This window comes from Bradyrhizobium sp. CCBAU 11430 (assembly GCF_028128855.1).
Lineage (GTDB): Bacteria > Pseudomonadota > Alphaproteobacteria > Rhizobiales > Xanthobacteraceae > Bradyrhizobium > Bradyrhizobium ottawaense.
Map to the genome: position 1 here is coordinate 125794 of NZ_LBJV01000062.1, position 13258 is coordinate 139051.

Annotated in this window: 13 protein-coding genes; 6 read left to right on the top strand and 7 right to left on the bottom strand. The window is 62.3% G+C overall.

What is annotated here, in order from left to right:
• Positions 1 to 219 precede the first annotated feature (219 nt).
• From XI04_RS22100 to XI04_RS22120, 5 genes are read left to right on the top strand one after another with little or no spacing between them, the layout of a single operon-like run.
• Entirely contained in the window at positions 220 to 1809 is a 1590-nt protein-coding gene (locus XI04_RS22100) for an ABC transporter substrate-binding protein (protein ID WP_028141476.1), read from the top strand.
• 60 nt (positions 1810 to 1869) lie between these two features.
• Positions 1870 to 2793, top strand: a complete 924-nt coding sequence (locus tag XI04_RS22105) for an ABC transporter permease (protein ID WP_038971434.1) — start codon at positions 1870 to 1872, stop codon at positions 2791 to 2793.
• Positions 2790 to 3611 carry an ABC transporter permease gene (locus XI04_RS22110; protein WP_018320167.1) on the top strand — a complete coding sequence of 274 codons (822 nt, stop codon included), beginning with the start codon at positions 2790 to 2792 and terminating at the stop codon, positions 3609 to 3611. The genes XI04_RS22105 and XI04_RS22110 overlap by 4 nt, the downstream gene beginning before the upstream one ends.
• Positions 3608 to 4588 carry an ABC transporter ATP-binding protein gene (locus XI04_RS22115; protein WP_271608989.1) on the top strand — a complete coding sequence of 327 codons (981 nt, stop codon included), beginning with the start codon at positions 3608 to 3610 and terminating at the stop codon, positions 4586 to 4588. The genes XI04_RS22110 and XI04_RS22115 overlap by 4 nt, the downstream gene beginning before the upstream one ends.
• On the top strand, positions 4581 to 5630 hold the full coding sequence (locus XI04_RS22120) for an ABC transporter ATP-binding protein (protein ID WP_271609014.1): 1050 nt from the start codon (positions 4581 to 4583) through the stop codon (positions 5628 to 5630). Before XI04_RS22115 ends, XI04_RS22120 begins: the two co-directional genes overlap by 8 nt.
• A gap of 44 nt (positions 5631 to 5674) precedes the next feature.
• Here the strand turns inward: XI04_RS22120 and XI04_RS22125 are convergent, their stop codons facing one another.
• The 7 genes from XI04_RS22125 to XI04_RS22155 all read right to left on the bottom strand — a co-directional run bounded on the left by XI04_RS22125 (position 5675) and on the right by XI04_RS22155 (position 12063).
• The gene (locus tag XI04_RS22125) at positions 5675 to 5923 is read right to left on the bottom strand and encodes a hypothetical protein (RefSeq protein WP_271608988.1); all 249 of its coding nucleotides are present in this window, start codon (positions 5921 to 5923) and stop codon (positions 5675 to 5677) included.
• Between the two features lie 235 nt (positions 5924 to 6158).
• Complete coding sequence (locus tag XI04_RS22130; RefSeq protein ID WP_271608987.1) at positions 6159 to 6824, bottom strand: hypothetical protein; 666 nt, start codon at positions 6822 to 6824, stop codon at positions 6159 to 6161.
• 259 nt (positions 6825 to 7083) lie between these two features.
• Positions 7084 to 7602: a hypothetical protein gene (locus XI04_RS22135; protein WP_271608986.1), complete on the bottom strand. Its 519-nt coding sequence runs from the start codon at positions 7600 to 7602 to the stop codon at positions 7084 to 7086.
• Between the two features lie 349 nt (positions 7603 to 7951).
• Positions 7952 to 8977 (bottom strand): ABC transporter permease, encoded by a 1026-nt coding sequence (locus XI04_RS22140; protein ID WP_028141482.1) that lies wholly within the window; start codon positions 8975 to 8977, stop codon positions 7952 to 7954.
• A gap of 11 nt (positions 8978 to 8988) precedes the next feature.
• Entirely contained in the window at positions 8989 to 10491 is a 1503-nt protein-coding gene (locus XI04_RS22145) for a sugar ABC transporter ATP-binding protein (RefSeq protein WP_212476811.1), read from the bottom strand.
• A 6-nt stretch (positions 10492 to 10497) separates the two neighbouring features.
• Positions 10498 to 11520, bottom strand: coding sequence for a sugar ABC transporter substrate-binding protein (locus XI04_RS22150; protein WP_028141484.1), 1023 nt, complete (start codon positions 11518 to 11520; stop codon positions 10498 to 10500).
• Positions 11521 to 11658: 138 nt separating this feature from the next.
• On the bottom strand, positions 11659 to 12063 hold the full coding sequence (locus tag XI04_RS22155) for a globin (protein WP_161966434.1): 405 nt from the start codon (positions 12061 to 12063) through the stop codon (positions 11659 to 11661).
• 479 nt (positions 12064 to 12542) lie between these two features.
• Between XI04_RS22155 and XI04_RS22160 the strand changes: the two genes are divergently transcribed.
• Complete coding sequence (locus XI04_RS22160; RefSeq protein WP_271608985.1) at positions 12543 to 12917, top strand: DUF2946 family protein; 375 nt, start codon at positions 12543 to 12545, stop codon at positions 12915 to 12917.
• The last annotated feature ends 341 nt before the right edge of the window (positions 12918 to 13258 follow it).

Consider the following 13258-nt stretch of genomic DNA (forward strand, 5'->3'; position numbering starts at 1 on the left):
TCACGGAAAAAGTTCACTATCCCTGGTCGCCGGATGACGCACCGCGTCAATCGACGGCTTGCATCGCCGGACGGATGCAACCTGACTTCCGGGTCCTCCATCGAAGAGCCGCCTTCCGGAACTGACATTGGTCTCCATCAAAAACGAAGCTTGCGCTCGACGGGCAACGAATGATCAAATCCCTGATCGGAATACCTGCGCTGGTGGGGACACACACACATGATGTTCAGGATGATGGCGATCGTCGCGGGCTTGGGACTGGCGCTCGCTGGATCTGCGGAGGCCCAGACGCCGCGCAAGGGCGGAACCATCCGCATGACAGCGCCCTATGGCTCGAGTTTCACCAGCCTGGACATTCACACCACACAGCGCGCCCAGGACGAGATCTACGCCAAGGCGCTGCATCGTTCGCTCTACATCTGGAATTCCGCGGAAGGAAAGCCGGTCCTGGAGCTTGCCAAGGAGGATGTGGTCTCGGGCGGAGGCCTCGTTCACACCTTCAAGCTGCGCGATGACGCCTATTTCCACCATGGCCGCAAGATGACGGCCGACGATATCATCTGGTCGTACACCCGCATCATGGACGGCACCAAGGCCTATCCCGGCGCGCGGTTTGTCCGCGTGATCGAGGGCGCGGCCGCGGTCGAAAAGGGCCAGGCCAAGGAGATCTCCGGGCTGAAGAAGATCGACGACCTCACCGTTGAGATGAAGCTGACCGAGAAGGTCGATCCCGGCTTCTACTTCTTCACCGCGCTGACCTCGATCTATCCCGCCGACGAGGGTGCCAAGGAGAGTTTTATCCAGAAGCCGATCGGTCTCGGGCCCTTCAAATTCGTCGAGCACGTACCGGGATCGCGCATTGTCCTGGAGCGGTGGGACCGGTTCTACAAGCCCGGCAAGCCCTACGCCGACAAGATCGTCGTGTCGATCATGGGCGAGGCCGCGGCGCGCGATGTCGCTTTCCGCAACAAGGAGGTCGACACCTCGGTGCTCGGGCCCGCGCAATATGTGGCCTACCAGTCCGACGCCAATCTCAAGGGCACCATCGTCGAGGTCGCCGAGGTCTTCACCCGCTACATGGGCATGAATCCGTCATTCAAGCCGTTCGCCGACAAGCGCGTGAGACAGGCGATCAACTACGCGATCGATACCGACCTGATCATCAACAAGCTGGTCAAGGGCAAGGCCTATCGCGCCACCAGCTGGCTGCCGCTGACCTCGCCCGCTTACGACAAGGCGATGAAGCCGTACGCTTACGATCCCGCCAAGGCGAAGCAGCTGCTTAACGAGGCCGGCTATCCCAACGGCTTCGAGTTCGAATGGACCACCAGCCAGAACGAAAGCTGGGGCTTGCCGATCGTCGCGGCCGTGATCCCCATGCTGGACAAGGTCGGCATCAAGGCGAAGGTCAAGCAGGTTGAGACCGCGGTGCTGGCGGAGGTGGTTCGCACCGGCGACTACCAGGCCTTCATCTATTCCCAGGCGAGCGGGCCCGATCCCCAGGCGGCCCTCAAATGCTTCCACTCGTCGACGCCGCAGCCAGCCTGCAACTACATGATCTTCAAGAACGCCGATTTCGACAAGATCGTCGACGAGGCCGGGCAGGCCGACGACCCGGCAAAGCGCGCCCAGCTGCTGCAAAAGGCCAATGCGCTGCTCTATGAGGAGGCACCGGTCTGGTTCTTCAACTACAACAAGGCGGTCATGGCGGTGCAGCCATGGCTCAAGGGGATTCAGCTGAACGCGACGGAGCTGACCCATCAGAACGTCGAAGACCTCTGGGTCGACGAGACCTCGCCCGCGAAGTGACATGCGCTCTCGCGCTCCCTCCGTCGCCACAGACGATGGAGGGAGAGAGGAAAAGTGCCGATGCTCTCCTTCCTGTTCCGTCGCCTGCTGCAAACCGTTCCGACCGTGCTTGCCGTCGTGCTGCTGGTCTTCGTGTTGTTCAGCGTGGTTCCCGGCAGCATCGTCTCCTCCATGAGCGACGACAGCGATCCGCAGGTCGAGCTGCGCATGAAGAAGCAGCTCGGCCTCGACGATCCCGTTTACGTGCGTTTCGGCGTCTACATTGCCAAGCTCGCGACCGGTGATTTCGGCACCTCGTTCCGGACCCGCGAGCCTGTCACGACCATGATCGCCAAGCGGGCTTGGCCGACGCTGCAACTGATCTTCGCGGCCATGGCGTTTTCCGTCGTGATCGGCGTGCCGCTTGGCTTCATCGCGGCACTGCGACCGGGCGGAATCGTTGATACGCTTGCCATGGTCGTCGCGGTATCGGGCCTTTCCATCGCCAAATTCTGGCTCGGACTTGTTCTGATGTACCTGTTCGCGTTGAAGCTCGGCTGGCTGCCGAGTTTCGGCTATGGCGACGGCGGACTGAAATATCTGCTGCTGCCGGCCGTGACCCTCGGCGTCTCGCCCATGGCGCTGTTTGCCCGGACGACGCGCGCCGCGGTCCTCGAGATCATGACCGCCGATTTCGTCCGCACCGCGCGCTCCAAGGGCATGAGCGAGACGCGGGTGGTGAAGTGGCACGTGATGCGCAACGCGCTCGTCATCATTCTCACCACCGTCGGCCTGCAATTCGGCGCGCTGATGGGGCAGGCGGTCGTGGTCGAGAAACTGTTCTCGTGGCCAGGCATCGGCTCATTGCTGGTCGACAGCGTCTTGCAGCGCGACATTCCGGCGGTCCAGGGCTCCATTCTCGTGGTGGTGCTGGCCTTTCTCGCGATCAATCTGCTGATCGACGTGCTCTACGGCGTGATCGATCCCAGGATCAGATACGCATGAAGCTCCGCGCCAATCTCGTCATCGGGGGGGTGTTGTTCGCGCTGGCGATCCTGGTCGGTTTGCTCGCGCCCTGGCTGGCGCACACCGATCCCGTCATGGACGCGAATTTGATGAACGCGGAGGAGCCCCCGAGCTGGACCTGGTGGTTCGGGACCGACGACCAGGGCCGTGACATCTATTCCCGCGTCGTGTACGGCGCGCGGGTTTCGCTGACGGTCGGCATCATCTCGCAGCTCATCAACAGCGTCATCGGCGTGGCCTTGGGGCTGAGCGCCGGCTATTTTGGCGGTTGGTGGGATGATGTCGTCAACGCCCTGACCAATCTCATGCTCGCGATCCCCTCGCTGATCTTTGCGCTGGCCATCATGGCGGTGCTCGGCCCCGGCCTGACCAGCCTGCTCATCGCGCTCGGGCTGACCAACTGGTCCTTTACGTGCCGGATCGCGCGGGCCTCGGCGCTGTCGCTGAGGAGCCAGGGTTACGTGCAGGCTGCGACCGTGCTGGGCTACGGCGATCTGCGCATCATGATCACGCAGCTGCTGCCGAACATGCTGGGCCCCATCATCGTTATCGGCACGCTGGGTATGGGCAGCGCGGTGTTGTCCGAAGCCGCATTGTCGTTTCTCGGCCTCGGCGTCCGTCCGCCGTTTCCCAGCTGGGGCAGCATGCTGTCGGAGGCCCGCGAGCAGATCACGACGGCGCCGTGGCTCTCGGTGTTTCCGGGCCTGGCCATCTTCCTGACGGTGCTTGGCCTCAACCTGCTCGGTGATGGCCTGCGCGACATTCTCGATCCCCAATCGCGGAGCCGGCGGACATGACCAGCGCGCCGCTGATCGAAGTCGAGGATTTGCGCATCGATCTCGACGACGGATCGAGGCGCGTCGCGGCGGCCGAGGGCGTTTCGTTCCGCATCTCACGCGGCGAGACGTTCGGCCTCGTCGGCGAATCCGGTTGCGGCAAGAGCATCACGGCGCTCGCCTTGATCGGGCTGTTGCGGCCGCCGCTCTCGATCGGCGGCGGCCTCATCCGGTTCGAGGGACAGGAGATCCAGCACCTTTCGGCGGCCAAACAGCGGGAGTTGCGCGGCAACCGCATTGCCATGATCTTCCAGGAGCCGATGACGGCGCTGAACCCCGTCTCGCCCGTGGGCCGGCAGATCGCCGAGATGTTCGTGCTGCACAAGGGCAAGAGCTGGCGGGAAGCGAGCCGGTTGGCGGTGGAGGCGCTGGCGAGCGTCCGCGTCCCCGCGCCCGAGCGCCGCGTCCACGATTACCCGCACCAGCTCTCCGGCGGCATGCGCCAGCGCGTGATGATCGCGATTGCGCTCGCCTGCGGTCCGGATCTCCTCATCGCCGATGAGCCGACCACAGCGCTCGACGTCACCGTGCAGGCCGAGATCATCGAGCTGATGCGGAATTTGTGCGCCGAGCGTGGAACGGCCATCCTGATGATCAGCCATGATCTCGGCCTGGTCGCGAACGTCTGCCGCCGCGTCGCCGTGATGTATGCCGGCCGCATCGTCGAGGAGCGGGGTTCGGCCGATATCTTCCGCTCGCCCTCGCACCCCTATACGCAAGGCCTGGTCGCCTCGCTGCCGAGGCTCGGCAGCCGCGCTGCGCTCGGGCGCACCAGGCTCAAGGAGATCGCGGGCGTCGTCCCGGCGATCACGAATTTCCCCGATGGCTGCCGGTTCAATCCGCGCTGCGCGCAGGCGACCGAGATATGCCGGACAGTCGTGCCGGAGACGGATGTACTGGACGCAGGCGGTCTGGTCAGGTGTCATCACCATGCATGAGCCGCAAAGCATGCTGGGTGACCGAAGGCCGGACGATGACCTCATCCTCAGCGTCGAGGATCTCGCGGTTCACTTTCCGCTCGGCGGCGGCCTGCTGGGCCGCGGCAAGCGGATGCTCCGGGCTGTCGATGGCGTCGATCTCAAGCTGAAGCGCGGCGAATGCCTCGGCCTCGTCGGTGAGTCCGGCTCCGGCAAGTCGACGGTCGCATTGTCGATCCTTGGCCTGCTGACGCCGACGCGCGGCCGCATCGTGCTGGACGGGCAGGTCGTGAGGAGCAGGCAATCCGGCGATCGGAAGGCGTTGGCGCGCACCGTGCAGATGGTGTTTCAGGACCCCTACGCCTCGCTCAATCCGCGCCAGACCGTTCGCCGCACGCTGGAGGATCCCCTGCGTGTGCACGGCGTCACCGCGAAGAGCGAGATCGAGGATCGCGTCGCGACCATGCTGCGGCATGTCGGCTTGCGGCCCGAGCAGTCGGGCCGCTACCCGCATGAATTCTCCGGCGGCCAGCGCCAGCGCATCGGCATTGCGCGTGCGCTGATCCTCAACCCGAAAATCGTCATCTGCGACGAGCCGGTCTCGGCACTCGACGTCTCGATCCGCGCCCAGATCATCAACCTGCTGCTGGAACTGAAGGACACGCTCGGCCTGTCCTACATCATGATCAGCCACGACCTCGGCGTCGTCGAGCACATGAGCGACCGCGTCGCGGTGATGTATCTCGGCCGCATCGTCGAGAACGGCCACTGGCGCGAGATCTTCGAACGTCCGGCGCACCCCTATACGCAGGCCCTGATCGCCGCCATCCCCGATCCCTTGCGCCACGCCCCGCTGGCGACCACCGGCGGCGACCTTCCCAACCCGCTCAATCCGCCGAACGGCTGCGCCTTCAGCCCAAGATGCCGTTATGCGGAGGCGGTGTGCCGCCGCGAGCCGGGGCCGCTGCTGGAGACGCGAGCCGATGGACATGCAGTGCGCTGCTGGCGGAGTGAGGAGATTGCGGGACGGGTGCTAGCATCGAGCGAAGGTGGACTGCTCTAGGAATGATAGGCGACTTGCGCGATAGCTGCGCGTGGCCGAACAAGTTAGGCAGACGCTAAGCGCGGCGGCCGCGCGGCTCTAGTCATCATTTCAATAAGTGAACGTCCCGCGGATATCGATGCTGCCTTTGCCAGTACATCGAAAGTGCCAGCGACGGTATCTTCCAGCACGACGAATAGTCCGCAGTCGCTGTCCAGTTGAAAGAGCGCTTGTTCTTCAAATGTTCTTCTGCTAATTTCAGTAAGGAGCAGGTTTCTTCGATCATCCAGACTGACGGAGAATTCAAAGTCCATGGCAACACCCGTTCAGCTTCACCCAAAAATCCGGGTACGCCCCAACCCTTCTTCAAAGCGATCATTGATCCCACGACATCTTGGCACCACGGGCTTGAGGTCGGGAACGCCCACATGCAATTCCAATCGATCCGCGCGACGATTGTTATCTAGGTGGGCGATGACACAGGCTATCGCCGCACTTGGTTCAATTGCACAAAGCAGTCACTATCGGAGAAAGGCCGACATGTACTAGCTAGTCTTTGGCATAGTCGCCCGGCTTAGCCTCTATGGTATCCCACAGCCGGACGATTTGACCGCATGCAGCCTCAATGCGCTTGATGCGAGACACACGGTCTGACGGAAATGAGATGGACTCTTTGAGGCGAATATCCCAGACCGACATTTTCTTTGTATCGATCTGCCCTTCACTCAGCCCACAGTCCTTGAAGTTCATCCAACCCAACACAAGCATATATTTCGCAAGTTCGACACGGTACTCCTGTCGGATTACTTTCGTCTCTTCTGTCTTGCAGGCGTCAGGGTCGGGTGCCTTCTGGAGTCGAATGAACACTGCTCCGATCGCCTCTTTTGCAGGCGGCGGGAACGCGGTGCCGACAATGAGATCAGGCTGAATCGAAACCGACACGCCATTGATGTTGCATAGTTCGAAAGGCGGCGCCTGCAAGAGCGGCGCGCTACGAGCGCCAAAAACGTTGACCGACTCAGTGAAGCGCCCGATGACTTCGATGCACCGTTTAGCGTCCTCTTGCTGCGAGGGCTTGAACTCCTTCGATTCGCTTTTCGTCTTCAGAGCGGCGGCAGCAGAGTCGAGGACCTCGAAATCGCGGCGAGGATCTTCGCAGTAAGCCTTTATTGACCGAATTGCGTCAGCGTAATGTGAGACGGGGGAACTCCGCATGTAGCGCGCATCGTGCAGAACGTCATCTTGCTTGTCAGGGGTCGTAATTATAAAATCTGCGAGCGCAGATGCAGAGAGTCGCGCTTTCAGTGAGTGTCGTCAGCCTTTCGCAGGCTTGCGCAATAGGTACCATATAAGTCGGCAAGCTCGTAAACTCCGATGGTGGTCACAAGGAACTGGAAGCAAGCATAGAATTGGACCCAAAGAACAAAAAACATAAAAACGCGGAGCGAGCTGAGGTCGGTGCCAGGTGAGAGAGTTACGCTGTCGCCAATAAAGATTGCCGGGATATGCGCTCGAATGCGTTAATTTCAGTAATGAAGTTTTTGCGGATAACAGGTGCAAAACTGAATCCGATGTTGTCCAGGTCCGGATAGTGGTCGCGCAGAATCTGTTCGATTGAGAGAGCTAGAATTTGAGACTTTGCGCCTCGATGCGAGAACTCGATCGCCGCGCGTCGCTTCTTCGGAGCCACGACAAAGTGCGTCGCATAACTCAACATCTCCGACCGGTCTAAGATATTTTCGCGTGTGTCCCCAGTCTCGACGTTCAGAACGAGTGCCGACTCGTCTCCACCTTCAACGGCTTGAATGAAATAGCCATCACCCTCTCTAGCGACGATCGGAAAGCCGACCACAACTTCGTCGGAGTAACGGTAGATGCGATCTTCGCGCTTCAGGCTCGCAAGCTTCGCAAAGAGATCCGAGTATGTGGCCGGCGTGTCATGGTGAGCGTGCATCACGTAGGCTTCGAATTTTCGAGTTATGCGTTTTGCCATAATTGCCCCTGAGATTCATCAAAAAACAACTACAGATTGACGGCGGGAAGGCCTAAGTCAATCTGCCTTTGGTCGATGTATGTAGGGGCGCTTGCGTATGGCCTCTGCACCGTCGCTGCCTTGAGCCGCATCGGTGAGAACGTCAGTCGCTAAAGCTTGGTATATCCGCGCATGGGCATCGTGCCGTGACGATGATCGCGATGGTGGTATCATGCGCCTGTTTTGCCCGACGAGTCAAACCTCGCCGAAGCTCTCGATGCGCACAATCGCGCCCTGATAAAGGGCTGAGATCCCTCACAGTTTCTACTGTGCATGGGGTTGTTTTCGTAGATTTTGGTGCAGGGGGCCTCTAGTCCGCTGCTTTCTCCCTCAAGCGCTGCGCGTAGACGTTGATGACCAGCGCTGCCAAGAGGATCAGGCCGCGGATCAGGATCTTCAGGAAGCTGTCGATGTTGACGTGGTCGAGGCCGTTATTGAGAACACCGAGAACGAAAAGCCCGACGATGGTGTTGCCAATGCCGCCGCGGCCGCCGAACAGGCTGGTGCCGCCGACCACGACGGCGGCGATGGAGTCGAGCAGATAGGTGTCGAACTCGTTCTGCTGCGCGCTGCCGAAATGGGCGACGCCCAGCATGCCGCCGATGCCGGAACACACCGCCGAGATCACCATGACGGCGCCGAGGATGAGCTTGACGTTGAGGCCGGAATATTCGGCCGCTTCGCGGTTGCCGCCGACCATGTAGACGTAACGGCCGAAGCGCGTGTAGGTCAGCACCAGATGGCCGCCGAGCAGCATCAGCGCGGCGATGATGACGAGCCAGGGGATGCCGCCGATCGAGCCCGAGCCGAGCGTGGTGATCAGGCTGGGCACCTTGTAGGCGATCTGGCCGCGCACCAGCAGCGCGGAGATGCCGGCGGCGATCTGCATCATCGCCAGCGTCATGATGAAGGAGGGGATGCCGATCACGGTCAGCCCCAGCGCGTTGACGAGGCCGAGCAGGGCGCAGAGCAGGATCGACAGGATGATCGCGACCGCGCCTGGCAGCGGAATGTTGGCGATGTTGACGTAGGATTCCTGCAGCGTGAAATAGGCGACCGCGATGCCGGTGACGTTGGCGATGCTGGCGATCGAGAGGTCGATCTCGGCGCAGAGGATCACGAAGGTGAGGCCGACCGCGATGATGCCCGTGACCGACACTTGCGTGAGGATATTGCCGAGATTGTCGAGCGTCGCGAAGGAGGGGCTTGCGAAGGCGAAGAAGCCGGACAGGAAGATCAGGGTCAGGAACGGGGCGATGTTGCGCATCTGCGAGCGCAGGAAGGGCGCAACGCCTCGCGCCCGCTGCCCCGCCGCCAAAGCCGTTTCGCTGCTCATGTGCTTCTCCGTCACGCCGCTTCCAGCAGGCGGTCCTTGCTGACCGGCTCGTTCTTGAATTCCCGCACCAGTGCGCCGCGCTTGAGCACGAGAATGCGGTCGGCCAGCGACAGCACCGTTTCAGGCTCAGTCGACAGCACGATGATCGCAAGCCCCTTGGCGCGGAGGTCGCGGACGATGTTGATGACGTCGTTCTTGGCGCCGACATCCATGCCGCGGGTCGGCTCGCACAGCACGAGGAGCTTGGGCGGGTAGGTCAGCCATTTTGCCAGCGCCACCTTCTGCTGGTTGCCGCCGGAGAGCATGCCGAGGTCGAGGCCGACCACCGGCGGCCGGATCTGCAACTGCTCGACCTGGCGCTGCGCGATGTCGCGCTCCTGCGCCGGCTTGAGCAGCAGCGCCGAGATGCGGTCGAGAATGCTGATCGAGATGTTCTTGTAGACCGGCTCCTGGTGAAACAGCATGTCGCGGCGGCTCTCGGGCACCAGCGCCACGCCGGCGCGCCGCGCCGCCGCCGTGCTGGCAAAGGTTTTTGGCTTACCCTCGACGAGAAGCCCGCCGCTATCAGGCTTCAGCTTGCCGAACAGGATTCTCGATAGCTCCTGCTGGCCGCAACCCATGAAGCCGTAGATGCCGAGCACCTCGCCGGCGCGCGCCTCGAAGGAGATGTCCTTCAGGCTACGGGCCAGTGACAGCTGGTCGACTTTCAGAACGACCGAGCTGTCGCTCGGCTGCGGCAGCATAAGGTCGTCGGTGTAGCTGTGCTCGAGCGCCTCGCCGCCGCGCCCGATCATGGCCTCGATCAGCGCGCCCTTGCTGGTTGCGGCGCTTGCCGTCTCGGCGACCTTCCGCCCGTTGCGGAACACGGTCACCGTGTCGGACACGCGCAGGATGTCCTCGATGAAATGCGAGATGAAGACGATGCTGGTGCCTTCTTCACGTAGCCGCCGCAGCGTCGCGAACAGCCGCTCGACCTCGGGCGGAGAGAGGGCGGAGGTCGGCTCGTCCAGGATGACGATGCGGGCCCCGGAGAACAGCACGCGCGCAATCTCGATCAGCTGCTGCAGCCCGATGGGCAAGTCACCCAGCCGGCTCATCGGATCGACGTCGATGCCGAAGCGGGCGAGCTGCTCGCCGGCCTCGCGCGCCATGCGCCGCCACTGCACGAGGCCAAGGGCGTTGGTTGGCTGGTTGCCCAGGAAGACGTTCTCGGCGACCGTGAGATCAGGCGCGACACTGAGCTCCTGATGCACCATGGCAATGCCGGCCGCATGCGCATCGCGCGCCGAGCGGAAATGTGTCTCCTTCCCGTCGATCAGGAAGCGGCCGGAGAATTCGGTGTGCACGCCGGCGATGATCTTCATCAGCGTGCTTTTTCCAGCCCCGTTCTCGCCGACGAGACCGTGGATCTCGCCGGGATGGAGCGCGAAGTCGACACCACGAAGCGCTTCGACGCCGCCGAAGCTCTTCGTGATGCCCTGTAGTTCAAGGATGGGCGAACGCACCTCGAGCATGAAAGTTCAGATCAGGAAGTGATCCTGCATCCACTGCATCCCGGCGGCGTTGGCCTTGGTCACGACCGGGCCGTCGGTGACGACGTTCTTGGGGATGCCCTGGCCGCTCTTCTCGCCGCCAACTACGGCCGATACGCCCGCGATGATCGCGCCGCCATGGATGCGGCAGGAGGGATTGCGGACGGTCGCGAACATGCGGCCTTCGCTCACCGCCTGGATCGCCGGCGGCATGGCATCGACGCCGCCGATCAGGATGTTGGTGCGGCCCCGCGCCTTCATGATGTTGGCAGCCGCGAGCGCCATGTCGTCATTGTGGAAGAACGCCGCATCGATCTGCGGATACTTGGTCAGATATGTTTCCCAGAGGCGCGCGGTCTTGGAGACGTCCCAGTCGGCCGGCTGGGTGTCGAGCACCTCGATCCCCGGGAATTGCTTGACCACAGAGGTGAAGCCCTTGGCTCTTCCTTGCGCGCCTGTATGCCCGAGCGCGCCCTGCGTCATGATGATCTTGCCCTTGCCGCCCATGGCATTGCACAGCGCCTGGGTCACCGAGGCGCCCATGAACTCGTTGTCGGGGGCGAGGAAGGAGTGGACGTTGATCTGGTCGAGCGGCGCGATCAGCGTGTCCATGTCGATCACGGGCGTGCCGGCGTCGATCATCTTCTGCACGGGCTGGGTGAGGGTGCCGATGCCGAAGGCCTGGATCGCGACGAAGTCCCATTTCTGCGAGGCCATGTTGTCGATCGCCGCGCGCTGCTTCACGGCGTCGAGCTGGCCGTCGAACCAGGTGACTTCGACGTTGAACAGCTTGCCCCAGAATTCGGCGGCTTGCTTTCCTTGCGCGCACCATGTGGCCTGCAGGCCCGCATTGGAGAACGCCGCCTTCAGCGGCTTCTCGCTTCGCCCGACCTCGGCGGCCAATGCGGGGTTTATGCCCATGCTGCCGAGGAGGGCAGCTCCGGCGCCGGCGGTCGCAGCCGCCTGAAGAAGATCGCGCCTCGTCGTCGAGAAATCTTTCGTCCCGGACATCGCTCGCTCCCATAAACTTTATCGTCGGCGCGTCATTGATTGCGCGACCGATGTCGAAAGTGTCTCACAAGAGTTGATGCCACTCAATCTGCAATCACACGCGCCATCGCAGTACGCCGCGTGGTGCAGCGCAAAGCGTCAGGCGGTCGATCCGGTGAGTGCGTCGATGTCGACGAGCAATGTGTCCCAGGCTCGCGCGATCTCGATGGACCATTCATCGCCGAGCAGATCGCGCAGCGTATCCCTGATGATGGTGAAGAAGGCGGTGAACAACTGGCGCGACATGCCATAGGCGTCGTGCGAGGCAAGTTCGCAGGCAATCAGACGGAAATGCCCATGACGCATCCCGGCAAAATCGAGAATCGCCTCGATCGTCAGCGCGAGCATCGATCCCTTCACGAGGTCGCTGCCCTTCGAGCGGAACATCGCCTGCGTTTCGGGATGCTCGTCGAACAGGCGCTTGTAGACGAGGGGCGTGAGATCCGCGCAGCGCGAGGCGGCGAGTTCAAAGCTGAGTTCGACTGGATTGGAGGGCATATTCATCGGCGAAAGTGCCATGCAGACAAAAAAAGAGCGGGGCCCTGGCCCCGCTCAAAAATTGTGTCGACCCTATTATCCCCGATTCTAAGATTTGCTCTTGATTGACGGGGCGACGCTGCGTTTTGCGCGCCAGGGGCTCCTCCCGAGACTTGGACCACCAGACTTCGACCTCACGGCCAGCCTGAGCAAGGGGGATGCTAGATCAACTTTTCTCACTTGTCATCATTTTCGGCAACGAATGTTCAAAATTCGAGCAATAGACGAAATGATCGGGCTTTTGGCCCTGCAAGTATATGACAAATATAAGAAATCTGTGGATGTCGGGCCGTTTGATTTGCCTCAAACGCCCCCGCTCGGTGCCGTGCTGGGGTACCACGGTCACAGTTTTCGCCAATTTGCGCTGGGCCAAGAAGGCGGCGGAACTGATCTCGACTTGGGCCCGGCGCGGTGTTTAGTTAGCAGACGAACGAACGGTTCGGCAGATGCGCGCGCGGTTACAGAAATTCCTACCCCTGGTCCTGCTCGCCTTGGTGATGCAGGTGCTGGCGCCGATTGCCGCCTGTTGGGCGACGGGCCAAGCCATCGCCGATCCGCTGTCTGCCGCCGTCATCTGCCACAGTGCGAGCGATCAGGGTGGCCTCGACGATCGGACGGGGACCCCGACCGCGCATGCCGGCACGTGCGCCCTGTGCTGCCTCGCCCAGGCGGGCGCGTCGCTCGATTCGCCGACGCACGCGGCACTCTCGATTCCCTTCCGCCATGCCGCGCGCGTGGTGTGGCAGCCGGCGGATGCGTCCGCCATCGCCGCTCCCAGGGGTTCGAGCGCTCAGGCCCGCGCCCCACCTCAATTTTCCTGACGTAGCGACAAACCGAACCGTTGGCGCGCGCCGTTGCCGCCGATGGCGTGCTCAATGGACCGGCCGAGGCGCCGGATGTCAGGAATTCAAGAGATGTTACGCATTCGTGCGATCGGAAGTGCGGGCTTGCCCGTGCTTTTCGGGCTGGTGTCCCCGATCGGTTCAGACGCGCTCGCCCAGGCTGCGTCGGAAGCGATTCCCGCAGTGACGGTCGAGGCGCCTAAGACGTCCCGTCCCAAACCAATCACCCGGCCAGCGCGGCTGCGTTCCGCTTCGGCGGCGCGCGCAGCGAGGCCGGTCGCGCCGATCGGGATCGATGGCGCCCAGGGGCAGAACAACAC